This is a genomic window from Clostridiisalibacter paucivorans DSM 22131, from assembly GCF_000620125.1.
GTDB classification, from domain to species: domain Bacteria; phylum Bacillota; class Clostridia; order Tissierellales; family Clostridiisalibacteraceae; genus Clostridiisalibacter; species Clostridiisalibacter paucivorans.
Window position 1 is genome coordinate 35,483 of record NZ_JHVL01000005.1, and the last position, 26,502, is coordinate 61,984.

The 26,502-nt window shown below is 29.2% G+C and carries 28 protein-coding genes and 1 pseudogene; 1 reads left to right on the top strand and 28 read right to left on the bottom strand.

The annotated features are described in order from the left end of the window. Nucleotides 1–10 precede the first annotated feature (10 nt). The 27 genes and pseudogenes from spoIIIAF to Q326_RS16525 all read right to left on the bottom strand — a co-directional run bounded on the left by spoIIIAF (nt 11) and on the right by Q326_RS16525 (nt 22,885). Complete coding sequence (spoIIIAF, locus tag Q326_RS17830) at nt 11–592, bottom strand: stage III sporulation protein AF (RefSeq protein WP_051531073.1); 582 nt, start codon at nt 590–592, stop codon at nt 11–13. Nucleotides 593–603: 11 nt separating this feature from the next. Next, nucleotides 604–1,794: a stage III sporulation protein AE gene (gene spoIIIAE / locus Q326_RS0103420; protein WP_026894105.1), complete on the bottom strand. Its 1,191-nt coding sequence runs from the start codon at nt 1,792–1,794 to the stop codon at nt 604–606. Between the two features lie 11 nt (nt 1,795–1,805). After that, nucleotides 1,806–2,192 carry a stage III sporulation protein AD gene (spoIIIAD, locus tag Q326_RS0103425; protein WP_026894106.1) on the bottom strand — a complete coding sequence of 129 codons (387 nt, stop codon included), beginning with the start codon at nt 2,190–2,192 and terminating at the stop codon, nt 1,806–1,808. 14 nt (nt 2,193–2,206) lie between these two features. Then, nucleotides 2,207–2,404, bottom strand: coding sequence for a stage III sporulation protein AC (gene spoIIIAC / locus Q326_RS0103430; protein ID WP_026894107.1), 198 nt, complete (start codon nt 2,402–2,404; stop codon nt 2,207–2,209). A 17-nt stretch (nt 2,405–2,421) separates the two neighbouring features. Beyond that, nucleotides 2,422–2,949, bottom strand: coding sequence for a hypothetical protein (locus Q326_RS0103435; protein ID WP_026894108.1), 528 nt, complete (start codon nt 2,947–2,949; stop codon nt 2,422–2,424). Next, nucleotides 2,950–3,969: a stage III sporulation protein AA gene (gene spoIIIAA, locus Q326_RS0103440; protein ID WP_051531074.1), complete on the bottom strand. Its 1,020-nt coding sequence runs from the start codon at nt 3,967–3,969 to the stop codon at nt 2,950–2,952. It lies immediately after the preceding gene. Nucleotides 3,970–4,124: 155 nt separating this feature from the next. Next, on the bottom strand, nt 4,125–4,424 hold the full coding sequence (locus tag Q326_RS16515; protein WP_051531075.1) for a CD1247 N-terminal domain-containing protein: 300 nt from the start codon (nt 4,422–4,424) through the stop codon (nt 4,125–4,127). Nucleotides 4,425–4,465: 41 nt separating this feature from the next. Next, the gene (gene efp, locus Q326_RS0103450) at nt 4,466–5,023 is read right to left on the bottom strand and encodes an elongation factor P (RefSeq protein WP_026894110.1); all 558 of its coding nucleotides are present in this window, start codon (nt 5,021–5,023) and stop codon (nt 4,466–4,468) included. A 36-nt stretch (nt 5,024–5,059) separates the two neighbouring features. Beyond that, on the bottom strand, nt 5,060–6,127 hold the full coding sequence (locus Q326_RS0103455; RefSeq protein ID WP_026894111.1) for an aminopeptidase P family protein: 1,068 nt from the start codon (nt 6,125–6,127) through the stop codon (nt 5,060–5,062). A 100-nt stretch (nt 6,128–6,227) separates the two neighbouring features. After that, nucleotides 6,228–6,557 (bottom strand): hypothetical protein, encoded by a 330-nt coding sequence (locus tag Q326_RS0103460; RefSeq protein ID WP_026894112.1) that lies wholly within the window; start codon nt 6,555–6,557, stop codon nt 6,228–6,230. A gap of 36 nt (nt 6,558–6,593) precedes the next feature. Then, nucleotides 6,594–6,647 (bottom strand): annotated as a pseudogene (locus Q326_RS19170) (prepilin-type N-terminal cleavage/methylation domain-containing protein); the annotation flags it as partial. Between the two features lie 118 nt (nt 6,648–6,765). Further along, nucleotides 6,766–7,305: a PilW family protein gene (locus Q326_RS0103465; protein ID WP_026894113.1), complete on the bottom strand. Its 540-nt coding sequence runs from the start codon at nt 7,303–7,305 to the stop codon at nt 6,766–6,768. 23 nt (nt 7,306–7,328) lie between these two features. Continuing rightward, nucleotides 7,329–8,681 (bottom strand): translocation/assembly module TamB domain-containing protein, encoded by a 1,353-nt coding sequence (locus Q326_RS0103470; protein WP_026894114.1) that lies wholly within the window; start codon nt 8,679–8,681, stop codon nt 7,329–7,331. A gap of 13 nt (nt 8,682–8,694) precedes the next feature. Further along, on the bottom strand, nt 8,695–9,393 hold the full coding sequence (locus tag Q326_RS0103475; RefSeq protein WP_026894115.1) for a type IV pilus modification PilV family protein: 699 nt from the start codon (nt 9,391–9,393) through the stop codon (nt 8,695–8,697). Between the two features lie 72 nt (nt 9,394–9,465). After that, the gene (locus Q326_RS0103480; protein ID WP_026894116.1) at nt 9,466–10,245 is read right to left on the bottom strand and encodes a hypothetical protein; all 780 of its coding nucleotides are present in this window, start codon (nt 10,243–10,245) and stop codon (nt 9,466–9,468) included. Next, the gene (locus Q326_RS0103485) at nt 10,232–10,801 is read right to left on the bottom strand and encodes a PilN domain-containing protein (RefSeq protein WP_026894117.1); all 570 of its coding nucleotides are present in this window, start codon (nt 10,799–10,801) and stop codon (nt 10,232–10,234) included. The genes Q326_RS0103480 and Q326_RS0103485 overlap by 14 nt, the downstream gene beginning before the upstream one ends. A gap of 9 nt (nt 10,802–10,810) precedes the next feature. Next, entirely contained in the window at nt 10,811–11,863 is a 1,053-nt protein-coding gene (pilM, locus tag Q326_RS0103490; protein WP_026894118.1) for a type IV pilus assembly protein PilM, read from the bottom strand. A 23-nt stretch (nt 11,864–11,886) separates the two neighbouring features. Continuing rightward, nucleotides 11,887–12,633, bottom strand: coding sequence for a prepilin peptidase (locus Q326_RS0103495; RefSeq protein WP_034600968.1), 747 nt, complete (start codon nt 12,631–12,633; stop codon nt 11,887–11,889). Nucleotides 12,634–12,637: 4 nt separating this feature from the next. Then, nucleotides 12,638–13,072 carry a type II secretion system protein gene (locus Q326_RS16520; protein ID WP_034600974.1) on the bottom strand — a complete coding sequence of 145 codons (435 nt, stop codon included), beginning with the start codon at nt 13,070–13,072 and terminating at the stop codon, nt 12,638–12,640. 36 nt (nt 13,073–13,108) lie between these two features. After that, nucleotides 13,109–14,320, bottom strand: coding sequence for a type II secretion system F family protein (locus Q326_RS0103505; protein ID WP_026894120.1), 1,212 nt, complete (start codon nt 14,318–14,320; stop codon nt 13,109–13,111). 23 nt (nt 14,321–14,343) lie between these two features. Further along, complete coding sequence (locus Q326_RS0103510; RefSeq protein WP_026894121.1) at nt 14,344–15,399, bottom strand: type IV pilus twitching motility protein PilT; 1,056 nt, start codon at nt 15,397–15,399, stop codon at nt 14,344–14,346. 10 nt (nt 15,400–15,409) lie between these two features. After that, on the bottom strand, nt 15,410–17,095 hold the full coding sequence (locus Q326_RS0103515; RefSeq protein WP_026894122.1) for a GspE/PulE family protein: 1,686 nt from the start codon (nt 17,093–17,095) through the stop codon (nt 15,410–15,412). A 111-nt stretch (nt 17,096–17,206) separates the two neighbouring features. Further along, nucleotides 17,207–18,535 carry an ABC transporter permease gene (locus tag Q326_RS0103520; RefSeq protein ID WP_026894123.1) on the bottom strand — a complete coding sequence of 443 codons (1,329 nt, stop codon included), beginning with the start codon at nt 18,533–18,535 and terminating at the stop codon, nt 17,207–17,209. Nucleotides 18,536–18,548: 13 nt separating this feature from the next. Further along, nucleotides 18,549–20,249: an efflux RND transporter periplasmic adaptor subunit gene (locus Q326_RS0103525; RefSeq protein ID WP_026894124.1), complete on the bottom strand. Its 1,701-nt coding sequence runs from the start codon at nt 20,247–20,249 to the stop codon at nt 18,549–18,551. 15 nt (nt 20,250–20,264) lie between these two features. After that, nucleotides 20,265–20,960 (bottom strand): ABC transporter ATP-binding protein, encoded by a 696-nt coding sequence (locus Q326_RS0103530; RefSeq protein WP_026894125.1) that lies wholly within the window; start codon nt 20,958–20,960, stop codon nt 20,265–20,267. A gap of 360 nt (nt 20,961–21,320) precedes the next feature. Continuing rightward, a complete protein-coding gene (locus Q326_RS0103535) occupies nt 21,321–22,388 on the bottom strand; it encodes a sensor domain-containing diguanylate cyclase (protein WP_026894126.1) in 1,068 nt (355 codons plus the stop codon). Nucleotides 22,389–22,489: 101 nt separating this feature from the next. Further along, a complete protein-coding gene (locus Q326_RS16525; RefSeq protein WP_084489515.1) occupies nt 22,490–22,885 on the bottom strand; it encodes a sigma-70 family RNA polymerase sigma factor in 396 nt (131 codons plus the stop codon). A 98-nt stretch (nt 22,886–22,983) separates the two neighbouring features. On the opposite strand from Q326_RS16525, the gene Q326_RS0103545 reads away from it, so the two are divergent. Then, on the top strand, nt 22,984–24,087 hold the full coding sequence (locus Q326_RS0103545) for an HD-GYP domain-containing protein (protein WP_026894127.1): 1,104 nt from the start codon (nt 22,984–22,986) through the stop codon (nt 24,085–24,087). Nucleotides 24,088–24,132: 45 nt separating this feature from the next. Here the strand turns inward: Q326_RS0103545 and Q326_RS0103550 are convergent, their stop codons facing one another. After that, nucleotides 24,133–26,166 carry a methyl-accepting chemotaxis protein gene (locus Q326_RS0103550; protein ID WP_026894128.1) on the bottom strand — a complete coding sequence of 678 codons (2,034 nt, stop codon included), beginning with the start codon at nt 26,164–26,166 and terminating at the stop codon, nt 24,133–24,135. Nucleotides 26,167–26,502 lie beyond the last annotated feature (336 nt).

Here is a 26,502-nt window from a genome sequence, read left to right on the forward strand (position 1 = left end):
CCCCCTTAAACTATGGAATAAAAACAATATTCTCTTCATTAATATTGTATCTTTTCGATATTTTTTTTCGAACTCTTTCATAATCTTTACTATCTTGTTTTATATTACTATTATCTAAAGTTACATTTACATTTATATTATCAGAGGAATCCTTTTTATGCTTTATAACCTCTGGTCTCATAATAACTTCTATATTCTTCACTTCTCCCATTTCTTCTTTAGTCTCTTTCAGATATATATTTATATCATCTACTATCATATTACCTTCTGCATTTATAAAACTCATAATATCTGTTTTTATCTTTCTTTTGTAGACATTAATAATTTGTTCCTCTTGGGCCTTTTGCAAATCTTCATTATCTCCATTCACCGAAATATTATAATCATTAGTTTTTATAAATACTTCTCTTTCTATATCTATGCCATCATTTATTAGATATATGAATGGATTTATCAAAACTATAATAATCATTAATCCTATAATTACATTTACATATTTCTTCATATCACCATTAGGTAATAATGTTTCAAGTATAGATATAAAAACAGAAAGAACGATTATATCTCTAACCCAATCCTTTATTAAATCCAATATTTTATCACCTACCTAAACATAAGAGTTATATTACCAGCCCCTATTATTATAGTTATAGATATAAAAAACATAACTCCAACAGATAAAACTGTTGCAAGCACCATTATTAATGATTTACTTATTTCTGACAAACAATCTATTATTTTATCCTCAGATATAGGTTCAATAATAGCACTAGCCAATCTATATATAAATACCAATGATATAAGCTTTACAGCAGGTAATAAGCAAATAACAAATAGTACAAGAAGTCCTATTACTCCAATAGCATTTTTTAAAAGCATTGAGCAACTTACTACCATGTCCATCGCATCAGATAAAAAGCCCCCAACTATAGGTATAAAAGTATCAATTGCAAACTTAGCTGTTCTTATAGTTACCCCATCAACCTTTGAAGATGTTACACCTTGTATAGATATTACTCCCATAAAAACAGTAAAAGAAATGCCAATAATAGTTATAGATACTTCTTTTAACAAACCTCCTATTCTATTTATCTGTATCTTATCACTTATTTTACCAGTTATACCTATTAATGCCGAGAAAAAAATTAACGGAAATATTACGTCTTTTATTATTGTACTTATAATACTTACAGACCCCAAAACTATAGGTTTAAATAATGCTGATGAAGCTATTCCTCCCATTGCTGTCAATAAAACTATTATCGTAGGAAGTAGAGCTTGCATAAAAGTTACCATTTGATCTATAGCATCTTTACCTACTCTTACTCCCATAGTAAATGTCTTTATTACCATAGTTATGAGTAGTATATAGCATATATAATATGCTAATTTACCAATAGTATTTTTTTCAAATGTACTCTGTATATTTGTTAATATTGCACAAAATACTGCTAAAACTAATATCTTTCCCATTAACATTGAATTAACTATTACTTCATGGAATATCATTTTAAAAATTCCATTGATCAAATCTGACGGGTTTACAACCCCCTCTCCTTTAACTAATGAAAATATAAATTCTCTGAATTTAATTTTAGGTATATATTTTTCTGCATCTTTATTTATATCAGATATTAACATCTCCAATTCATCTATATTTAAATAATCTAATTGTTCTTTTATAATCTCATTTCTTTTTAATGTTTCTTCCTCTACAGAAACATTCTCTCCTATTACATTAATAGGAATTAAAAAATGTATAATAATTATCACTAATATTATCTTCTTAAGCATTTTTTCACACCCTAGGGTAATATTTTTCCTATTAAATCCAACAATGCCATCAATATAGGTATAGATATTATCATTATCAAAATCTTTCCTGCTAGTTCTATCTTTGATGCTATAGTCCCCTCTCCTGCATCTCTAGATATTTGAGCTCCAAATTCAGCAATATATGCTATTCCTATAACCTTTACAATTGTGGTAAAATACATAAAATCTATATCTAATCTCTGTGCAAGATTACTTAATGTTTTAATAACATACTCTAGTTTTGGTATGATCATTAAAAATATTATTATCCCTGTAGCCAAATTTATTTTAAGGGCAATTTCTGGTCTCTCCTGTCTCAATACAACAGATAACACTGTACCTATCAGACCTATTCCTGCAATTTTAAGTATTTCCATATAATCATTCCTTATCAATAAAGTTGAAAAATCGTCTTTACATTTTCAAAAAGTCTACTTATAAGATTTATTACCATCATAAGGACTATAACTATACCTACTAAAGTAGTCATCATCGCTTGCTCTTCTCTACCAGCATGTACTAATACTTGATTAAGTACTGAAATTAAAATACCTATTGCAGCAATTTTAAATATTAAGTCTACACTCATTTTATTACCCCTTTCATTTATATAAGTACTGTGATTATAGCCAATCCACTTAAGAATCCCAGTCTTTTATATAATCTTTCATTTCTTTTCATTTTTTCTTCAGCATCCCTTTGCTGAATTTTAAGTTGCTTAATAGTAGATCTAAAAAACTTCTTCTGATCTTTTTTATTTGTTGTTCCTAAATTGAACCCTAGTCCAACTATTACTTCTATATCTTCCCATTCTAAACATAAATCTCCCCTGTTAAAAACTAATACATCTTTAAAACAATTTTGCAAATTAATATATTTGTTAATATTCATTTCCTTACTTATTTCGAAAAAAACTTTTGAAACTCTTTTATTACCTTTTAAATAAACATTTTGAAATGCATCTTTTAGAGGATTTGAAAAAAATAATATTTCTGTTTCCAATATTTCAACGCATTCCTCAAATAATCTTAAATTCAAAAATCTATTCCTATATCTATTTCCAATATAATTTCCCAACTTTCCACAAGAAAATAAAATCATTATACTCCCAAATGTTTTAAGATAAATTCCCATTTAAATCTCTCCATGTATAACAGACTTAAATTTAGAGCCATCCAATATATCCCTTATAGTACCTACCCCTTTAGAATTATCTAACAATATAATTCTTTCAAACAAATTTCTTTCCATTATTTCTTTTACATGTGGCTTATTTTTTATATCTTCGATACCCTCACCATGTACTGTAGCTATCACCTTTACTCCTGCTCTCAATGCCTCTTTTAGGGCTTCAGCATCTCTTTTTTCTCCTAATTCGTCAGTAGCTATTACCATAGGTGCCATAGATCTTATTAGAGATATTATTCCATCATATTTTTTACAAGCATCTAATACATCTGTCCTCAACCCTATATCCATCTGAGGAGCACCATTAAATACACCTGCTATTTCCGATCTCTCATCTACTATTCCTACTTTTATTCCTCTAAAGTTTATTTTTTTAATCCCATTACTTATATTTCTTATTATGTCTCTTAAAAGAGTAGTCTTGCCGCATTGAGGAGGAGAAACTATAAGGGTGTGGTATACAGTCTCACCATGTATTATATAAGGCATAATTTTATTGGATACTCCTGTCTTCTCCTTAGCAATTCTCATATTCAATGATGATATATCCTTGATAGTTTCAATGTCATTTGAATTATATACTGCCTTTCCAGTAAGACCTATTCTATGCCCTCCTTTTATTGTTATAAATCCTTTCTTTATGTCATCTTCCACTGCATAAACAGAGTAATTAGAAGCTATTTGGAAAGTCTTCTCTATATTTTTCTTATTTATAATAATACTCTTATAAGGTTCAGAAGAAATATTACCATAGATATCTATGAACATTTCCCTCTTACCTACATTAAGAAGTAAAGGTCTATTTATTCTCAATCTTATTTCCTCTACATTTTTTTTTATTTCTCTAGGAATATCATTAAGATAACCAAATAAATCTGGATCGATAAATCCTATAACATAATCAAAGGCATTTTGTCCAAAAACGCTTGTTTTTCGGAGTCTATCTACATTTCTACCATAGTCCATATGATTTTCACCCCTTTTAATATATTAATATTATGACTTGTACAATAATATGCTACAAAAAAATAAAGAAAACTCAAGTTTTTTCTTAACTTAAGTTTTCTTTATTAAAAATGACATATAAAAAAACTGAGGACAACTGTCCTCAGTTTTTTATATTACTCTTCTTCTTCATGATGACCACAACAACATCCATCTTCGTCATCAAAATATTCTTCATCTTCTAGGTCAAATTCTCCATATATATCATCTTCCATATCAGACAAATCTTCGTCTATATAATCTACATATTCTCCTAATTCATCTTGTTCCTCATACAATTCTTCTATTGCATCAGCAAAATCTTCTAGCACATCAATCATATTAACTAGAAGCTTACCTTCCTTACTATTTTCCTCTACTTCTAATCCCTCAGCTAACCCTCTTAAATAAGATATTCTTTCATATAAACTTTCCATTTTAATACCTCCTTTTATTTTTTTATCTATAATATTGTTGCCTAAACCCTAGATAAATACTCACCTGTCCTAGTATCAATCTTAAGTCTATCTCCTATATTAACAAATAAAGGCACTTGTATTGTTGCACCTGTTTCAACCACTGCTGGTTTTGTACCACCTGTAGCAGTATCACCCTTAACTCCTGGATCTGTCTCTGTTACTTCTAATTCCACAAAGTTAGGAGCTTCCACTTGAAATGGCTTACCCTCGTAAAACTTCATAATAGCAACATCATTTTCCTTTATATATTTAATAGCATTTTCAACTTGTTCAAAGTTAAGTGGAATTTGCTCATAAGTTTCTAAATCCATAAAATAATAAAGTTCACCATCATTATAAAGATACTGCATTTCCTTTGTCTCTATATGAGCCTTAGGAAACTTATCATTGGGGTTAAAAGTAGTTTCTTTAATAGATCCTGTTTTGAGATTTTTTATTTTTGTTCTAACAAAAGCAGCTCCTTTTCCTGGTTTAACATGTTGAAAGTCAACTATTTGATAAATTTCTCCATCCATTTCAATAGATATACCTTTTCTAAAACTTCCAGCTGATATCATATTATAACCTCCTAAGATTTAGTAAAATTACTTATATTATATTTCTAAAAGCTCCTTATTTGCTTTAGAAAGAATTTCACACCCATTTTCTGTAACTAAAATCAAATCTTCTATTCTAACTCCTCCAAAGTCTGGTATATATATGCCTGGCTCATCTGTTATTATCATCCCTGGTTTCATATTGATTGTTTCTTTATTTAGAGGTGAAAGTGTTGGCAATTCATGTATTTCTAAACCCACTCCATGACCTAAACCATGTCCAAAATTTCCCCCATATCCAGCTGCTCCGATAATATCTCTAGCTATTTTATCTAATTCAAATCCTGATATTCCAGGCCTTATATTATCTATAACTGCTAATTGAGCCTTTAGAACAATATTATATATTTTTCTTTGTTCATCATTGGCCTTACCAACTACAAAAGTTCTTGTAAAATCAGAACAATAACCTTTGTATATACATCCCATATCTATAGTAATAAAATCGCCATTTTCAATCTTTTTATCAGATGCAACCCCATGGGGCATTGAAGACCTTTTGCCCGATGCTACTATAAACTCAAAAGAAGGTCCATCTGCTCCTTTTCTTTTCATAAAATACTCTAATTCGGCTACAATTTCCCTTTCAGATACACCAGGCTTTATTTTGTTTAATATATCCTCATAGGCCAAATCTGTAATCTCTGCTGCTTTTTTTATAATATTTATTTCTTCATCAGTCTTTATCATTCTCAATTTAGTTATAAATCCATTCAAAGGTAAGATATTTATACCCTTATTCTCTATAGTTCTAACTGTATTATATGTGATAAAATCATCTTCTACAGCTAAATTATCTATATTCATGTCAACTAATAAATCAAATATCGTGTAATCTCTTCCAATCTCTTGTATTTTGAATCCTTTACATTGCATATTGGATTGTTGTATGTATCTAAAATCAGTAGCAAATATCATATCATCACCTGTAATGATTCCATACCCAGTAGTTCCAGTAAAGCCAGTTATATATCTTCTGTTTTCAGGCTTAAAAATAATTACTCCTTTAGCTCCCAATTCTTTTAATTTTTTTCTTATTTCAACTATCTTATAATTCAATTTCATCAACCCCCTTGAAAACTACCATCGCACTATTATATATTACCACAACTTCTAATCCTTGAATAGAAAATTTATGGATTTTTACAAATTAATAACCCATTTTTTACTTGTCAATCTTATACATCTTAACTCTTCCCGAAGAAGGTACTATAGTTATCTTATAATAATAATTTAAAGAATTGTCCATAATTATTACAGTACCACCCCTATTTGGTGCACCTGCGTATGTAAACCTAATATCATTCTTTTCGTAAAATTCAGGGTAATTTATACTTTGATCATTCTTTAATTTTACAATCTTAAAGGTTTTTATGCCCTTTTTTATTCTATACATATCTTTTGTAAATACTATTCTATATATATTACCCTCAGTCATACTTAAAGTCCTAATGTTTCGTATATCCCATGTTAATTCTATAGCTAAAGTTTTCAAACTAGAATCTTCTGTGTTTAATTTAGGGTATGCTATTAAAATCAAAATACTTATTATGGATAATACAAGTAGTAACTCTATAAAAGTGAATCCTTTTTTATCTAAAAAGGAAGCATAGACTCACCCCTTTTATTCAATTATTAGTAATGGCTTTATTTTAATTCTTTATTTATTATCTCCTAAATGCTATTTATATTTCATAAATACTCTATTTTTCATGATTTCTAAAAAATATGCTGCTTTCTAATACTTTTTTATATCCATCTTTATCTAATTCTAATTCTATATTTATACCATTAGTGTCTTTAAAACACTTTCCATAGGATATTGGTTCTATATATAGATGAGAGATGTTATTAGCAATCTCAATATATGATGATTTATCCATTCCAATTCCATAAAATAATCTGTCACCCAATTTATTTTCAAATATATGATGTTTTTCCATAGCATGCTCATTACATCTAAATATAACTCTTTTTACATCTTCTTTTTTACTACTATAAATTATATCATTACCATCCTTATCTACTATCTCACTTATAGCTATCGACTCTCTAACTTCTTTTGCAATTTTATCCATAGCTACTTGAGCATTATATTGAAGTTCTAGTTCTGTTTCATTTATATTAAAGGCTTTTATATTATTAATAAAAAAAGACCATATTATAGATATGAGTATTGCAGAAAGCCCTAAGGTTAAAATTAATTCTACTAATGTTAGTCCGCTATTATTAATCTTCTTCATATTTATTAACCTGTCCTTTTTAACTACCTAATAATATGCCAATTTGTCATCTCTATTAGTTGATCCCTTATGACTACATTTTTCAACTTACCTTCTCCTATATCCTCAACTAATTGTATATCGATTAAATCAGATGTATTATTTGAAAATATATTAATTAAATTATATTTAATTATGCCTTTAGCCACATACTCCCTATCAAACTTGAATTTTTTAGTTCCATCACCTAGTATTTCTACATTCCCGTCAGAAATAATTGCTCCATTATAATTAATATTTTCAGATATTTTTATATCTCCTTTAGTTATTATAAGTCCATAGATATCTCTATTTTTAATAGTAAAATCTTTATTGATATCCAATGTGATATCTTTGTCATTATTGATAAAGATTATATCGTTTTTATTTTGTTCCTTTCTATAATCTAAATTATCAAAATTTATCTGATCTCCAATATATAAATTCTTATTCGACACTTCATTATAATTACCCTTTATAGACAATGTATTTATGGCATCTTTCGTTAATAAATTTTTCCCACAAAAATCTCCATCGATTTTAATGATATTATTTGTACCATATATATTTAAATTATGTGCAGTTATTATATCTCCTTTTATTTGAAATTTTATATTATTCCCTTTTAAATTAATTCCTCCATTTTCAATACCATTTATATAAATATTACCGTCTATATTAATAGTACCATTATAAATATCAATGTCTTTATTTACAAAAAAAGTCCTATTCCACACTGGCTCTATAGGTAAAGAATATACTGTAGTTTTAGTATAATAAGGCATATCATATTCTGGTGTATATATTTTGAATTTTGCCTCTATCTTTCTGGATATTTCATCCTTGGAAAACTCAGATGATAAATTTATCACTAATAATTCTTGATGAAATTTAATATTCTTATTATTTATTTCTATATGAAATACTCCATTTTCGTCATCATTTTTATAATTAGACACATTTTCTACATTGACCTTAATATTTTTTTCTATACATAATTGATATCTTTTCTTAAATTTTTTATTTTGGTCTCTTTTTATAATATCGTAATCCACTGTTCCATCACTATTTACATAAGGGCCTTCATCCGATAAATCTATTTGATCCATAAATTCTTTAACAGCTTTATTCCCTTCTTTGATAGCCTCATCTACCAAATTACCTATTATACCATATGACTCATCAATACCTGATTCTGCTATGTATAGATTGTAATTAGCTTTGCTATTAATCAATTTCATTTTAATATTAGTAACTCCTATTCCCATTATAGTAGTACCTAATAGAGAGAGTATGGCAAATACAACAAGTAATACCATTAGTACTGATCCATGATTATTCTTTATATATTTAACCATATTAAACACCGCCTCAATTTACAAAGGTTTTATACCCCGTTAATTGATGTAATATTTCTCTATCCTTTTTTACTATAATAATTACTTCATATATCCTTCCATTATTAAACCCATTTACAGCAAAATCTCTTTCAACATTAAAGTATGTAACTATACTTCCACCTTTATTTTTAAATGTCACTTTATTCTTATCCGATTTTACAAAGTATAAATTTAAAATAACTCCATCAATATAATTTTCTCCAGTTATCAATACATTGGACCTATTATCAATATCTATTAAAATGTCTACATCATTATCTTGAAAATTTATAAGTTTTTCTCTATTTATATTGACAATATTGTTATCTACCACTATATTAACACTATTATTTTCACTTACTATATCATCGCCTATTTCAATATCGTACTCTTTTTCTTCTATCATCTCTTCTATGATATCAAAATCATATTCATGGATTTGATTAGACTTTATTTCAATGCTAAAACCATTTACCTCTACCATATCATCTTTGGGGGCTTCATGTTGAGATTTTATATATTCCATTTTTTGTTGTGCTAAAGCCATAGCTTGCATTATATTATCTGATTTTTTATTTATTTTCATTGAAGATAAATAAAGAGAATATATAGGTAAAACTATAATGCTTAATATTCCTAATGCAATTAATATTTCTAAAAGCGTGAATCCCTTTTCCATGTCTTTAAACATATATATCCCTCGCCATTTATATCTCTTTTGTTATCATTTCTTGTATCAGATATTGATTTTTATCTAAATAAATCATTGATTACCAGTACCTTTACTATTATTTTTATAAAAGGGATTATCCCTTCCATATTTTCTTTTTATGTTCCAAATATCATTGTCTTTTATCTCTAATTTAGGTACTGAAAATAATTCTAATCTCATATTACCAGTTAATACCCCATTTTTACTTGAAGCTATATTACAGTTTTTAATTAGTATCTTTTTTCTATAATTTTCTATATTATCTATCAAATCTATAATTTCTGAATATTTGCCATTGAAATTAATGTCTACAATTATAGAAGCTATCTCAATTGTTTTTTCCCTGTCTCCATTTGATTCTTTATTTTTCCCATTATAACCATTATTTTTTATAACATCCGTACCTTTTAAATAGGCATCCACCAATGTATTTATGTAGTGTTTTTCTTGTTTAATTTCTTTAATCTTTTCCCTATCATCTACTGGTCTTAATTGTATATCTTCAAAAACTATAGAATCGGATAAAATTTTAGCATCTTTAATCATTTGGTTTAAATCAACTATAATTTGCTCTTGTATTATATTAGAACAAAATAACTTATCAAAACTCTCAACTTTTCCATTTAATAACTTATATTTTGTTAATATATCATCACTCTTTTTTATACTATTTTCCATCACAGCTTTCTTATCCTTATATGTATTTAATTCATCTTGCAATTTTTGAATTTTTATTCTTTGTGGTTTGAAAATCAGTTTATAATATGAGGTAAATATTACTAATATAATAAATATACCAATTAGCTTTTTTTCTCTTTTAGTCAGATTCATGTTCATTACCATCCTTAAAAATACATTTCATATTAAAAATAAAAGAATTGCTTTCTCTATACTTATCTATATTGTTTACATGAACTATTTTAAACAAATCCATCTTTTTTAAATTATGTTGAAATGCTGCTATTGAAACTCTATCTTCTGATATCCCTTGAATTTGAATGCTAGATGTATCTATATTGAAAATTGTAAATTCTAACTGATATGGAATAGTATCCTCTATATCTTTAAATAATTGAATATTTATTTTATCTTGACTAATAATACTAGATTCTATCTCCAACAATATACTATGATATTCTTTCATGATTTCAACCTTTTTGTTCAATGTATTAGTTTCTTTTAATTTTTCTAAAGGCATTTCATCATTTATACATACCTTTATTTCTTCAATTTCTTCATTCATATTTTTAATTTTAATATTATTCCAAGTAAAAAGACCTAGCATCAATACAGTCACTATTCCTCCTATCACCAGATTCTTGAAGGTGTCGTCTTTAATAATCTTATTATCTTCTATATATGGAAAAAAGAAATTAAAGTCTTTCACAATAGTCACCTACTTAAGTCGTTTAATTGCAGCTATAGCATTTAAATAATAATCTAAATCTATATTATTTACACACTTATCTTTTTTTATATTACTTATATTTTTAATCTTAAACGTATCTATATTTAAATACTTTGAAAACTGTTCTTCTATACCTAGTATCTTAGAGCCACCGCCATATAAGTATATGGTATCTATAATGTTTTCTATTTTTCTACTACTATAATATTTAAATATCTTATCTATTTCCCTTAACCAATTACTTATAACTGTATATACAATGTTCTTCAATATATCAATAGTGTTAACATCGCTATTAGAAAATATCTTTTTCTTTTTTATTTCTTGTCCTTGTAATAAAGACACATTAAAGGCTTTAGCAATAGCTATGTCTATATCTCTACTCCCCATATCTAAAATCTTGCTAAATTGATATATCCCTGATGACAATATATTTATATCTATAGTTTCAGCACCTATATCTATATATGCAATAGTCTTTTGAGTTGTAAATTCACTTTGATTGATCAACACATCTTGTCCAAATATTTTCATCACCCCATTGGCATTTATATCTAATGCAACAGGTTTGAGCGTCAAACTTTTTAATAAATCAAAATACGTATCTACAATGTCTCTATTAATAGCTACTACTAATATTCTTGCCTTCTCCATACCATCTATATTTATCTTTTCCAATAATTTGTACTGGATTATGTACTCATCTAATACTATTGGAATATACTGTTGAGCTTCTATCTTTGCCATCTTTAAAAGCTCATCTTCCTTCGCCATTGGAAGTAAAAATTCTCTATTTATAATGGATTTACTTTTCAAAGTACATATAACTTCTGATTTTTGTATATCTTTCTCTTTCAAAAAATGTTTTAATGAAAATTCTACATCTTCTCTGTTTACAATTTTCCCATCATCTATGCTATTTTCAGGTGTACTAATAGTTTTCAAATCTTCTACTAAAACATATTTTCCCTTATATCTCCCAATGGCTATTTTTATATTAGCACTCCCCATATCTAATGATATCACTTTTTTACTAAACAATATGTCCACCTCAACACTCTTAATTATAAGATGAAATCTATGTACATATTAAAAATCTCATCTCTATATAATATAGTCACAACAGCAGCAATAGATATAAATGGACCAAAGGGTATAAAATCCTTCCTTTCCTTTTTACCTGTTGCCAACAACATAACCGAAACTATTGCTCCAATTATAAAAGACATAAGTAATGTTATTAATGTGTATTTAGGACCAAATGTCATCCCTAACATTGCCATAAGTTTTATATCTCCACCACCCATTGCTCCTTTAGTTAAAATTGCTATTACAAATAGTATTCCTCCGCCTAATAATAGTCCTAAAACCCCGTTAAACAAATAATCTAAGCTATTATACAATGTAATTAATGTTATATTTGTTAGAAAACCAAATAATAATATTTTATCAGGTATAATTTGATAATCGTAGTCTATAAAAGATATTACTATCAGTATACTTGAAATAATAGCATAATTTAAAAATAATATAGAAAAACCATAGTTTATAAACATAAGTACATATATTATCCCATTTAAAAATTCCACTAAAGGATATCGCCAAGATATCCTTTGATTACAATGACTACATCTGCCCTTTAGAAATATGTAATTGATTATAGAGACTATATGGTGGTTTTTCACTTCAATTCCACAACTTGAACAATGAAATAAAAGATATGTAAAAGATTGTCTCTTAGGTAAGCCATATATGCATGTGTTTAAGAATGAACCTATTAATATTCCAGATATAAATATAATGTAAATCATATTGTCACTCTTTTACATTATTAATTCCTGTTTTGTAAAGAAGCTTTCCACCCTCTGAGTACTTTACCATTACTATTTTCTCCCCCTTATCATTAACTGTAAATGTAATCTTAAAATGTTTGCCTTCATACTGTGCATTTAAATCCGATGCCCCGACATATTTTTCATCCACTAAAATTCCTTTTTCATCTTTACCTTTACTTCCATCAGCTAGTGTTTCACTTTCAGGAATTCCATTCATTTGAATATACATTTCTGCTGACTTACCTATATTGTTTGCAGTTATCTTATCAGCCTTCAATATAGCATCTTCTTTGACCCCAATTAATTTTGGTACTGCTATAACCGCCAATATGCCCAATACTGCCAATACCATAATTAACTCCACCAATGTAAAACCTTTTTTACTATTCTTCATCATCTTATCGAAAGGTCTCATTATTTATTTCACTCCTTTCCTATAGATATGTATTTCTTAATACTGTATAGTATTAATCATATCAAACATAGGCAATACAATGGCAATTACTATAGCCCCTATTATTAAAGCCATAAACATTATCATCAATGGCTCTAATAATGTAGTCATCTTTTGAAGGGCTGATTCTACTTCTTCATCATAAAAATCTGCTGTTTTGTCCAAAATTTCATCGAGGGCACCTGATTCCTCACCTACATGTATCATGGATTCCACCATTGGAGGAAAAATATTCATATCTCCTATAGGCTTGGACAATTCCGTGCCTTTTCTTACAGCTTCCTTAGCATTTAATATACCTTGGCATACTAATTTATTTCCCACTACTCTAGATACTATATCTAAGCTATGTATTAATGGCACTCCACTGGAAATAAGGGTAGAAAGGGTCCTAGTAAATCGAGAAATAACTATTTTTTCTATTACCCCTTTTACTATAGGTATTTTGAGTTTTATACTATCTAACCATAATCTTCCCTTGTCCATATTTATAAACCTTTTTAACATATATATCATAATCATTGACATAGATATCAATATATACCAATATCCTTTAATTATATCACTTGTATATAAAAGTAACCTAGTAGGGAATGGTAAATCTAGCCCAGAACCTGAAAACATCCCTATAAATGTAGGCATGACAACAGTAAGTAAAAATACAACTACTATTATTGCAACTATACTTAAAAGTAGTGGGTATACCAATGCATTTTTTACTTTATTGTTTATTTTATTTTCCTTTTCATAATGAAATGCCATTCTATCCATTATTACATCTAAATTACCACTAACCTCTCCTGCTTCTATCATATTTATCAGGAGTTCTGGAAAAACTTCTCTATGCTTACCCAAAGACTCAGAAAAAGTTGCCCCCTTTTGTACATACTCATATACATCTTCTATTGTTTTCTTTAATTTATTATTCTCGGTCTGTATCCCCAATATATTAAGACAATTTATTATAGGTATCCCCGCATTTAACATTGTATGAAACTGTCTACAAAACACAGCTAAATCTTTTATTTTAATCCGTCCAAAAGGATTTTTAATATTTCTATCTTCTCCTATTGATTCATTAAGAATATTTATGGGATATTCTCCTCTTTGTCTTATCATATATATTACTTCTTCCTTGCTACCTCCATATATTTCCCCCTTTATTTTTTTACCATTACTATCCATTGCATTATATCTATATATGGGCATTTTATTAACACCTCAAATTTTCATTATATACCAATAAATCTTTTTACCATATCTTTATCTATGGCATAACTAATTAAAATGTCTTTATTTATTACTCCTTGCTTATAAAGATTTATCAAGGAATTATCCATAGTTAACATACCAAACTTATTTCCTGTTTGAATAACTGTCTGTATTTGATGAGTTTTCCTCTCTCTTATCAGGTTTTTTATAGCAGTATTAGCAATCATTATCTCCAATGCTACAGTTCTTCCGGCTCCATCATCTCTAGGCAATAATTGTTGTGATATTACTCCTTCTAATACCGATGAAAGCTGTATTTTAATCTGATGTTGATAATGAGGAGGAAATACATCTAATATTCTATCTATAGTTTTAGCAGCTCCTATAGTATGTAGTGTAGACAATACTAAATGCCCTGTTTCAGCTGCAGTTAAAGCTATGGATATAGTCTCCATGTCTCTCATTTCTCCTACCAAAATTACGTCTGGATCTTGTCGCAATGAAGCCCTAAGTGCAGTAGCAAAAGATTTTGAATCATTTCCTATTTCTCTTTGATTAACTATGCTTTTATTATGTCTATGTAGGTATTCTATAGGATCTTCCAGGGTAAGTATATGACATTCCCTTTGATTATTAATAGCATTTATCATAGATGCCAATGTAGTAGATTTTCCACTACCTGTGGGACCTGTTACCAATATAAGTCCTCGTTTCTTTTGACATAAATCACTGATTGTAGGGGGCAATCCCAACTCCTTTATAGTTGGAACCTTTAATGATACTGATCTTATAGCAATACCATATGTACCTCTTTGTTTATATACATTTACTCTAAATCTTCCTAAACCCTGTAAAGACACAGAAGTATCTATTTCTCCATTATTATTTAATATTTCGAACTGTTCTTCATTTAAAAATTCCGTTACTAACTTTTCATTTTCTTTTGAAGTTAGCGAAGGGTAATTCAATTTTTTAAGTTTCCCATTTACTCTCAATACTGGGGGATATCCTACTGTTATATGTAAGTCTGAAGCCTTATTTTCAACTGTTTCCTTTAATAATTCAACTATATTCATATTCAATCACCTACTCCATATTATAAGTTACTCTATTCATTTCATCTATAGTAGTTGTACCATTTAATACCAATTCTCTGCAATTTTCATATAATGAAACCATTCCTTGAGCTATAGCCTCTTTTCTCAAATCTGTTACACTCTTTCCTATATCTATAATATCCTTTATGTTATTTGTTATTGGCATAATTTCATGTATAGCTATTCTTCCCTTATATCCAGTATAATAACATTGAGGACATCCTTTCCCTTTATAAAGTACTGCGCTATCATCGATGTCTAATAATTTCATTTCATATTTACTAGCATAGTATTTTTCTTTGCAATTTTTACAAATTTTTTTTACCAATCTCTGGGCTAATACTGCAACTAGAGATGAAGATACCATATAAGGCGCCACTCCCATATTTAAAAGTCTAGTAATAGTGGTAGGAGCATCATTGGTATGCATAGTAGTTATGACAAGATGACCTGTTATTGAAGCCCTTACAGCTATTTGAGCCGTTTCAATATCTCTTATCTCTCCTATCATTATTACATCAGGGTCTTGTCTAAGTATAGACCTTAATCCATTAGCAAATGTCAATCCTGTTTTTGTATTCACCTGAACTTGATTTATACCATTTAATCTATATTCAACTGGATCTTCTACAGTTATTATATTTTTATTTATAGTATTCAATTCTGTCAATATAGTATAAAGTGTTGTGGTTTTTCCACTACCAGTGGGGCCTGTTACTATAATCATACCATTTGGAGTTTTAATTATATTATTAAATTTTTTCAAATTGTCTTTAGTAAATCCTAAGTCTTTTTTAAATATTAACGCACTGGTTCTGTCCAATAATCTCAATACAATTTTCTCTCCAAAAACAGTAGGTAATATAGATATCCTCAAATCTATATACTTATTATCCACCTCTGCCTCTACTCTACCATCTTGTGGTATTCTTTTTTCTGCTATATCCATTTTGCCCATTATTTTTATTCTAGTGACTATAGCCGAATGGGTAGATTTAGCAGGTCTCATAATTTCTTGAAGTTCTCCATCTATTCTAAACCTCACCCTAACTTCTTTTTCTAATGGTTCTATATGTATATCACTAGCTCTAGATTTTACAGCTTGTCGTATTATAGCGTTTACCAGTCTAACTACAGGGGCATTGTCTACATCCGTAGTTAACTCCTCTTCTATTTTCTTTTCATCTATATCATACTGCTTTTCAAAGTCTTCTATTGCCTTCTCTGCATTTTGTTTATCATAATACTGGTCTATATAATATGATATCTGCTTTCTAGTAGATATTACTGGTTCTACTTTAAGACCTGTATATATCTCTACATCATCTATAGCAAATATATTTAATGGATCTGCCATAGCTACCTTTATTTTATTGTTTTCTTTTTTTATAGGTATAAGTGTATATTTTTTGGCCATATTTTCTGTTATAAGCATAGTAGTTTCTGGATCTATATAAAATTTATCTAAATCCAGACATGAAATCCCCAATTGAAGCTCCAATACCTCAATTAATGCCTCTTCAGTTATATAACCCTTTTTTATCAATATTTCTTCAAGCTTTTTACCCGAACTCTTCTGTAATTGAAATACCTCTTTTATTTGTCTATCATTTAATTCACTTATTGATAATAGTAAATCTTTAAACTTCACTTTTTCTCTTTTCTTATCTTCCATGAAATCACCTTTTTAACTATTATTACCTATAATTATACACCATTTTACGTATATTTTAAATCTTTCAAATTTTTATTAATAAAAAAAAGACCCAAAAGGGTCTTTTAGATTCTATTGTCTGCGTAATGCTTCTACAGGCGGTACAGATGATGCTGATATAGCTGGATAAACTCCAAATAACAGTCCTGATAGCAATGCTACAATTGTTGCTATCTTTATAGCTTGTAGACTTATAGCTGTCTCAAATCCATAATTCTCAAACATATTCATTCCCCATATGCCAGCAACAATGCCTGCTATACATCCTATAATACTTACATACAGTGCTTCTAAAATAAACTGGAATAATAAATCGCCCTGTTTAGCACCTAATGCTCTTCTTACTCCTATTTCTTCCGTTCTCTCCGTTACAGCTACAAGCATTATATTCATAATACCCAAACCACCTACTAAAAGAGATACTGCCGCTATACCTCCCAATAACAATGTCATTACTCTATTGGCCTTATCTGCTTCCTCTACTAATTTATTTAAACTAGTAATAGTTAAAATATCCTCTCCTGTACCTGGCAATAGTGGTTTTTTAGGTTTAGGTGCAGGTCCAGGTGCATCCATAGGAGGACCTACTTCCTCTTCCATATTTTCTCCATCTCCACCGCCTTCAGATGGTACTGGTGTAGGAGCACTTTGGTCCATTCCTAATTTTCTTTTAAATATTCTACCTAACTGCACAACAGCTAAATCTGCATCTTTAGCCGATGATGCCTTAGCCCATATTTCTTCTACAGTTCTTTTTTCTGCAATTTTTTGAGCTGCTGTATATGGAATGACTACCTTGTCATCTATATTTTCTGCTTGGCCTGCACCTTTCTTTTCTAACACTCCTATTATTCTATAGCTCTGACCATTTAAAGTTATAGAGCGTCCAATAGGGCTCCGTCCATCCAATAATCCTACTCCTAAATTGTAGCCTAAAACTACAACATGGGATCTCTGATTTACATGCCATTTAGTAAAAAAATGTCCTGCTATCAATTTATGATCCCTTATTTCTGGAAATTCATTGTTTACTCCTAAAATTTCAACATTTCCTCTAGCCCTCTTCCATCTCATTATAGATTTAGTCTGTACTACTGGACTAGCCTTCTCTAACCCATTTACTCTCTCTACCAATTCTTGAGCTTCTTTTGCTTCAAACTCCACAGATTGATCATGGGCTGTTATTGTTATTACATTAGAACCTAAACTTTTAAACTGTTCTACAACTGCCTTTCTAGCCCCTTCACCAATTCCCATTAAACTAACAACAGAAGCTACTCCAATTGCAACTCCTAATATGGTAAGTGCAGATCTCAAGGGGTTTGACAATATACCATGGGCAGCCATTTTAGCGGTAAACCACCATCTGACTAACATAGAATATAACTTGCTTTTATTCATCTAAACCCCCTCCCTAATTATTATTTTCGGAGTCATCACTATTCTCAGAATCATCATCCTTATCTTTATCTCCATCTTTTTTATCAGGGAGTATAGGATCCTTTGACTTTAAGTGCTGACTTGGTAATATATCTGCACTGCTTCCAGTGATTACTAAATCTCCCTCATTAAGCCCACTTTTTACTTCAGCATATCTATCATTCATCAAACCTAATTTTATAGGAACTAATTTTACTTTATCATTTTGTCCCAACACTTCAACCATAGGCTTACCGTCTTCTTCAAATATAGCTTCAACTGGAGCTAAGAGTACATCTTCCGCACTTCCAGCATCTATATATCCTTTAGCTTGCATACCTGGTCTTAAACTAGGTCCTCCCTTTATTTCTATCTCTACCATAAATTTAGTTATGCCATTAACATCTTCTCCTCTAGTAGATACATGCACAACTGTACCTTCAAATGTCTCTCCAGGTACTGCATCAACAGTAATCTTAACTGGGGCATCTTGCTTTACATTTATAATATCTATATCGTCTACTTCAACCGACATCATCATCTCTTTAGTATTAAATATGTCACCTATCCATCTTCCAGGACTTGTAGTATCTCCTTTTTGTAAGTCAAAATATGATATAACTCCATCCATTGGAGCTGTTACTTCCATCTGATCCATTTTAGCTTTAAGCTTTTTCAAATCAGATTTTAACTCTCTAATCTCTTCTAAGTATTCTTCCATAGTTTCTTGAGTATCAGACCCTGCCATAGAAATTATAGGATCTCCTTCTTCTATCGTATCCATGTTGTGTACAAAAACTTCTGTAATTATGGCTTCCGCTCTACTTATAACCCTTTCTTCTTTTATAAACTCTTCAACAGTAGAAGTCTTAGAAAAAAAGTTAACAGCTTGGGTATCTCCATTTGCTGATTGACCTATCCTGACTTCCATTCCCGGCTGTACAAGTCCTGGATTTTCTCCTTCAATAGTTACCCAATATATAAAACCCTCAACAGAACCATCTTCTTGTTTATCAGGTACTGGATTTTCATTTACATTAGTAATAGTACCTTGGTTAAACCCATCAAATTCTACAAAATCAAGTATTACCTTTTGACCTTTTTCTACCCTCTCTATTTCCGCTGGAGTAAGCTTAGCCCTTATTTTAAATTTTGAGTCATCTACTATTCTGGCAACAGCTGAACCCTGTTCCAATTTATCTCCCTCTTCAACTTCAAGATTGTTGATAGTTCCACCAATAGGAGCATTAATTATTATACCATCAGAGGGATTTATACCATCTACCTTATCTTCTGATACACCCGTCATATTTGACAATAATTTTCTTTTTGACTCTAACTTTTCTTCTATTTCTTCTATCTGAATCTCTAAATCATCAGACTTCAGAATGGCTACTATCTGTCCCTCTTTTACTTCATCTCCTTCTTCAACAAGCACTTCATCAATACCATATGTTATAGAAGGCCCTCCATAATTTCTCTCTCCTGGAACTCTGATACCACCACCATAAGTAGGATTAAGACGACCTGTGGTTTCTACACCAACAGTAATATCACCCTTCACTACTTCTTTTGTAGCATATACTGGACCTTGAGTTTCTTCAGTATCTTCAGGCATTAACTGTTTATATGCATACATCCCTCCACCTAAGACAATAACTAAAATCAAAACTATCATAATAATCCTTTGTGACATACAATCTTACCCCCATTATTTATTATTTTCAACTATTTCTATTTTCTCTAAGCTTCCATCAAGCAAATGATATATTCTATGTCCATAAAGAGCTATGTCTCTTTCATGGGTTACCTGCACTATGGTTATACCCATCTTTTTATTTAATTCTTGAAATATGGACATTATATTTTTACTAGATTTGGAATCTAGTGCTCCTGTAGGCTCATCTGCTAATATTACAGATGGATTACTTGCTATAGCTCGAGCTATAGCTACCCTTTGTTGTTCTCCACCTGATAATTGTGATGGCAGGTGTTTTATTCTCTTACCTAATCCCACAGATATCAATGCATTTTCAGCATTTTTTTTTCTTTCTTTTCCCAGTACCCCTTGATATATTAAAGGTAGTTCTACATTCTCTATAGCACTTAAATTAGGTAATAGATGAAACCTTTGAAAAACAAAACCTATGAATTGATTCCTTATATCTGCAAGTTGACTATCCTTTAGATTTTCTACATGATTACCGGATATAGTATATGTACCTGTGGATGGAAGATCAAGACATCCTATTATATTTAATAATGTAGACTTACCAGAACCCGATGGTCCCATTATAGACACAAAATCTCCATCTTCTATAGACAAATCTATATTATTCAATGCATGGACTTTTATCTGCCCACTTTTATAACTTTTTGATATATTGTTTAATTCCAATACTGACAATTGAATACCTCCTCTCTATATAAACTCAATCTTTTAGACGAAATAGATTATTAATGAGTTTCATAATATATATAAATTAGTTAAAGCATATAGAACTATAATCTTATAAATCATCTTCTATTTAAAATATAATATGTAAGCATGTCCAAAAACCACAATCTAATAAAATTTACTTAATTATATTGCTTTAGACTTAAAAATAAAGTCAACTCATTATATACATTCGATTATAAGTCTATCATATTTTTATACCATTTTAAATTCTAACATATGATAAGTTAGTACCATTTTATAGTATATATATCTACAAATGTTTACAAATATATTACAAAGAAAAAGGAGATCAAACATCGTCTCCAACTAATTATCATATCCTATTTTAATCTTGTTTTTCCCTTCTTTTTTTGCTTCTATCAATGCCTTATCTGCAATCTTAAATATTCGTTCTATATCCTTTGCAGTTTCAGGATAAGAACTAATCCCTACAGTAAAAGTAACAGAAAAGTCTAATGTTTTAATGGCTGGAAGCATCTGAGCATTTTTTATAAAGTTTTGTAATATTATTTTTGACTCATCAAGGTTTTTATACAGGATAATAATGAATTCATCTCCACCATACCTTACAACTTCTCCGTCATATTTTTTTGCATATTTGATAGCTAGGTTAGATACTGATATCAAAAGTTTATCTCCTTTGTCATGCCCGTATATATCATTCACTGCTTTAAAGTTGTCCATATCAAAAATAGACATTGTACATACTTTACTTTTCTCTTCTATATTCTTCATTATTTTCTGTAAATATTTTCTATTATAGCAATTAGTTAAAAAATCTTTATTGGAAAATTCACTTACTTTTTCAAATAGCATGGAATTTTGCCCCACAATAGATATTTGTATAGCTAATAAATCAAACAAATCTATTCTATTTTTAGAAAAATATTCTTTATAATAATGTTCAGCTACTATAAAACCTACTTTTTTATTATTTTTATAATTGTAAAGGGGTGCAACTAAAACAGATCTAGTATCTTTACTCCTTAAAAAAGAGTATTTATTACTGTTTATATTGAATGTCCCAGTTTTTTCTATTTCCAACAACACATCTAATAATTTTGTAGAAGTCTCTATGAGAAATTGATTTCCATTAGATGTGCTCCGTGAATACGTTATATATTGTCCAATATCTTTTACCCAAACAGTACACGCACTAAGACCTAAAACTCCCATCAAAATATCTGTAATTTTTTTCATTTGATTAGGAAAAGAATCAAGACTGCTAGATTGTTTAATTACTTGCCCTAATATCCAACTAATACCTTGTTGTTCTTCTAGCCTTTTTTTTAGTTTTGCATTTTCTTTATCTTTTGCTAATAAGACCTTTTTAAATTTTGCTATTTTATTATTGACATTATTCTCACTGTCCATTTATTTTACCCCCTACAAATACAAAACCATATAACATCAATAATAAATATATCAGAAATATATCTTTTTCGCTAGACTAAAAAATGCAAAAACATATTTAATCAATTTCCCCTTTCAAATGCCTTATTAAGTTTTTGAACAGCCTTTTTCTCGATTCTAGATACATAGGATCTTGATATTCCTAAAAGTTTTGCTATTTCCCTTTGAGTTTTACAACCTTCTTCAGTTAGTCCATACCTCAATAATATAATCTTTTTCTCCCTGTCTTTTAAACTATGAGACATTTTATCATAAAGCTTTTTTATTTTTATTTTAAGATCTACTTCGTCTAGCACAGCATCCTCATCTGTTCCTAATATATCTGTAAGTGTTATTTCATTCCCTTCCTTATCTATACCTATAGGTTCTTGTAAAGACACCTCCGATTTAGTTTTCTTCTCGGACCTTATACACATAAGTATTTCATTATCTATGTGTACTAAAATGATATACTTCATTTGAATCTAATTTTATGAAATTATTATATCATTTATTATGTGAAATAATGTCATTTATGATAAAATATATATATGATATATAATGGAGGTGTGCATTATTGGATAATGAAAAAGATTATTTTGAAAAAAGCATAGCAGAATTAATTCCTGGAGATATAATATTACAACCTTTATACAGAGCAGATGGACTTTTATTAATAACTAGATATAAAAAAATGTCCCGTGATTTAATAGAACTCATTAAGAAACATATTCCAAACAATTTAATGATATCAGTAAGTAGAAATGAAAATAAGTACAATTCAAATACTAGATTTGATATACTAACACATAATAATAATAATAATATAGATGATGAAATCAATAAATCTCACAATTTATTTGTAGACTTTTTGTCTAATTATCCTCTGTGGAATAACCTAAGCAATAAATTAGAATCTGCTAAGTTAAAAGAACGGGCTGAAATTATAAAAATTAATATTTTACAACTTATTGAAGAAAATGAGTCAGTAAATAGTCTTCTAGTATCTATGAAATCATATGATGACATCCTTTTAATTCATAGTATCAATGTTGCCCTTTTATCTCTTAATATAGGATTAACTTTAGAACTTAGTTTAGATGAACTTTTAGATTTAGCCTTAGCTGCACTGTTTTCAAACATAGGTTTTACTAAATTCCCTAAAAAAGAATTTAAAAGGTTTTTGATGTCAGAACGTACAGCATTAAAGCCTATAAAGGCTCACTTTGAATTATTTAATCAGCTCACTTCTTCTTCTCCACTTTTGAGAAAAAAATCTATAATATTTGGTATATTAGACCACCATGAACACTATGATGGCTCTGGGTATCCCATAGGTAAAAAAGGTACTCAGATATCTTTATATGGTAGAATTATAATGATTGCACATAACTATGATGAATTAGTTGGTGGATACAATAATAAAAGAACCTTTCTGCCAGTGCATGCTATAGGACATATATATGAAGATAATTATAGTAAATACGATAAAGATATTATAAATATATTTATACATAGGACAACCCATTTTAAACTAGATGCAATAATAAATATCAAGAATAATATTAAAGCTAAAATAATTGATTTTGAAGATTTTGTCCATTCACCTCATCTCCCTACTATAGAATTGACAAGTGGTAAAATAATTAATATGAAGAACTCATCTATTTCTCAAATATAAATCAGAAAAGTCATGATGCTACTATAGTAACATCATGACTTTTTATTATATCTTAAATTTAGATACTGCTTTCTGTAGATTTTCAGCTAAATTAGCTAATGATTCACTTGCTTCTGCAATCTCTTCCATAGATCCTGTCTGTTGTTCTACAGATGCAGATGCTTCTTCAGTTCCTGCAGCATTTTCTTCAGCAACAGCTGATAAATCTTGCATTATATCTAATATTTTCACCTTTCTTTGGTTTATTTCTTTCTCTGATTCATCTAATTTTCTGGCTGCTTCCTCTGCTTTATTCATTGCATTTGAAATTTCATCATATTTGATTTCAGTCTCTTCCATGCTTTTTACCTGATTTTCTACTATTTGCACCATTTCTTGAATCTTTTCAACTGCCACTTTTGATTTATTCATTAATTCTTCTATTATATAATTTATTTTCTCTGTTGATTTAGTGGATTGATCTGCAAGATTTTTTATTTCTTGGGCTACAACTGCAAAACCTTGACCTGCTTCCCCTGCTCTAGCTGCTTCTATAGCTGCATTTAATGCCAATAAATTTGTCTGTTCTGCAATTGAAGCTATCAAATCACTAGCCTCTCCTATATCCTCCATACTTCTATTCGTTTCCTCTATAACTTCAGATATACTCCTAGTTGATGATTCCGTTTCATTAGTCTTATGTTTTAAATCTTCTATTATTATAAGACCTTCGTCTATAAGCTGAGAAACATGCTTAGAAGAACTCTCTAACGCTTCAACATATTCTTGATTGTTTTCAATTAATCCTCCTAATTCTGCTACTCTTTCTACCCCTGACTCTGTATTCTTAGCTTGATCAGTGGCTCCTTTAGCAATCTCTTCTATAACTTTTGCCACTTCTTCAGATGCCAATGCCGACTGTTCAGAAGTTGAATTCAATTCTTCTGATGATGAAGCTACAGTTTGTGATGATTCTAGCACCTCTTCTATTAGTTTCCTAAAATTATTTGTCATAGTATCAAATGCCTTTCCTAGTCTACCAATTTCATCTTTTCTTTTCAATAGATTCTGTGGAATATCAATACTGAAATCTCCTTCAGAAATAGTATGACAATGACCCTCTATTTCTCTTAATGGTCTAGATATATTAGAAGATATTAATATAATAATAACAACAAGTATTAACAATCCAATCAGATAAATAATAGACATTATACCATTTAATCCGTTTATTTCTTCCATAAACTCTTCTACTGTTATACTTGAAAGTATCGCCCAATCATTTATATCTACCGATGCATATCCTGCATATTTTTCTTCCCCATTTATTGTAAATGTGCCAGTACCACTTTGTCCTGATACTACTTCATCCGCTATATCTCCCAATTTTAATTCCGTTATATTTTTTAATATCATTTCTTCATTGGGATGATAAATTATCTTGCCTTCAGATGTCAATAGTCCAGCATATCCTGATTCACCTATTTTATATTCCTTCATAATACTTATCAAATCATCTATCTTTAAATCTACTGCTACAACTCCTAATGCCTCATCATTTTTATCAAATACTGGTTTTATAATACTTACAACCATAGCATTTGTAACTTTGTCTCTATAAGGCTCTGTAAAAATCAAACCCTTTTTTTCATAAGCTATGTTACGCCACGGTCTTTCCTCTATAATCCAATCCTCAGGTGAATTCCACTGATCATGGGTCACTAAATAACTGGCATCATCCAACGCTATCCATACCAATGCTAGATTGGAGTCCGTTTCTTGTATAGATTTTAAAGATTTTATCACATCTTCATATTGCTCATTATTTCTAACATCTGCCCTATTTTCCACTTGGTTCATAAATTTTATTATATCTTGATTACTAGTCATCTGATCAACTTTAATTGCACTTTCTAAAAAAAACTCATTTATTCTCAAACCTGCCTTCTCAGATTCCAATAAGAGTCTTTTGTATGTATCCCTTTCAATAATACTTTGGGAATACATCCTGACAACTAAACCCGTAGCTATAAATATTATAATTATTATAGCTGAAATATAAATTGTAATCCTTTTGCTTATGCTATTCATTTTTAACATTTTGTTCCTCCTTTATTGTTAGATTTTATATTATAATTAAGACAATTTTTATAAATATCTGATGATTTTAATATAACAATCTTTTTTCACCAAATAAAATATAAATTGCACTTCATTAAATATATAATTATAAGATTTAATTTGACTATTTTTAAATTTTTATATATAAATTTTATTCCATATTTAACCATAATATTGCCATAATTTTCAACATTATTTTTATACCCGATATTTTTTTGAATATTCAACCTACTTATTTTTATATAAAAAATTCCCTATAAAATATAGGGAATCAAGCTGTTGACAAATATATGATTGTGATAAAGGTATAAGCTA

Excerpts from the sequence above, each read along its gene's own strand:
- Q326_RS0103510 (WP_026894121.1), bottom strand. The coding sequence starts at position 15,399 with ATGAATATAGTTGAATTATTAAAGGAAACAGTTGAAAATAAGGCTTCA.
- Q326_RS0103455 (WP_026894111.1), bottom strand. The coding sequence starts at position 6,127 with ATGAAATTGAATTATAAGATAGTTGAAATAAGAAAAAAATTAAAAGAA.
- Q326_RS0103480 (WP_026894116.1), bottom strand. The coding sequence starts at position 10,245 with ATGAATCTGACTAAAAGAGAAAAAAAGCTAATTGGTATATTTATTATA.
- spoIIIAE (WP_026894105.1), bottom strand. The coding sequence starts at position 1,794 with ATGCTTAAGAAGATAATATTAGTGATAATTATTATACATTTTTTAATT.
- Q326_RS0103465 (WP_026894113.1), bottom strand. The coding sequence starts at position 7,305 with ATGAAGAAGATTAATAATAGCGGACTAACATTAGTAGAATTAATTTTA.
- Q326_RS0103470 (WP_026894114.1), bottom strand. The coding sequence starts at position 8,681 with ATGGTTAAATATATAAAGAATAATCATGGATCAGTACTAATGGTATTA.
- Q326_RS16515 (WP_051531075.1), bottom strand. The coding sequence starts at position 4,424 with ATGGAAAGTTTATATGAAAGAATATCTTATTTAAGAGGGTTAGCTGAG.
- Q326_RS0103505 (WP_026894120.1), bottom strand. The coding sequence starts at position 14,320 with ATGCCCATATATAGATATAATGCAATGGATAGTAATGGTAAAAAAATA.
- Q326_RS0103515 (WP_026894122.1), bottom strand. The coding sequence starts at position 17,095 with ATGGAAGATAAGAAAAGAGAAAAAGTGAAGTTTAAAGATTTACTATTA.
- Q326_RS0103550 (WP_026894128.1), bottom strand. The coding sequence starts at position 26,166 with ATGTTAAAAATGAATAGCATAAGCAAAAGGATTACAATTTATATTTCA.
- Q326_RS0103520 (WP_026894123.1), bottom strand. The coding sequence starts at position 18,535 with ATGAATAAAAGCAAGTTATATTCTATGTTAGTCAGATGGTGGTTTACC.
- Q326_RS0103495 (WP_034600968.1), bottom strand. The coding sequence starts at position 12,633 with ATGATTTACATTATATTTATATCTGGAATATTAATAGGTTCATTCTTA.
- spoIIIAA (WP_051531074.1), bottom strand. The coding sequence starts at position 3,969 with ATGGACTATGGTAGAAATGTAGATAGACTCCGAAAAACAAGCGTTTTT.
- Q326_RS0103475 (WP_026894115.1), bottom strand. The coding sequence starts at position 9,393 with ATGTTTAAAGACATGGAAAAGGGATTCACGCTTTTAGAAATATTAATT.
- spoIIIAC (WP_026894107.1), bottom strand. The coding sequence starts at position 2,404 with ATGAGTGTAGACTTAATATTTAAAATTGCTGCAATAGGTATTTTAATT.
- Q326_RS16520 (WP_034600974.1), bottom strand. The coding sequence starts at position 13,072 with ATGAGACCTTTCGATAAGATGATGAAGAATAGTAAAAAAGGTTTTACA.
- efp (WP_026894110.1), bottom strand. The coding sequence starts at position 5,023 with ATGATATCAGCTGGAAGTTTTAGAAAAGGTATATCTATTGAAATGGAT.
- Q326_RS0103435 (WP_026894108.1), bottom strand. The coding sequence starts at position 2,949 with ATGGGAATTTATCTTAAAACATTTGGGAGTATAATGATTTTATTTTCT.
- Q326_RS0103525 (WP_026894124.1), bottom strand. The coding sequence starts at position 20,249 with ATGTCACAAAGGATTATTATGATAGTTTTGATTTTAGTTATTGTCTTA.
- Q326_RS0103535 (WP_026894126.1), bottom strand. The coding sequence starts at position 22,388 with ATGGACAGTGAGAATAATGTCAATAATAAAATAGCAAAATTTAAAAAG.
- spoIIIAD (WP_026894106.1), bottom strand. The coding sequence starts at position 2,192 with ATGGAAATACTTAAAATTGCAGGAATAGGTCTGATAGGTACAGTGTTA.
- Q326_RS16525 (WP_084489515.1), bottom strand. The coding sequence starts at position 22,885 with ATGAAGTATATCATTTTAGTACACATAGATAATGAAATACTTATGTGT.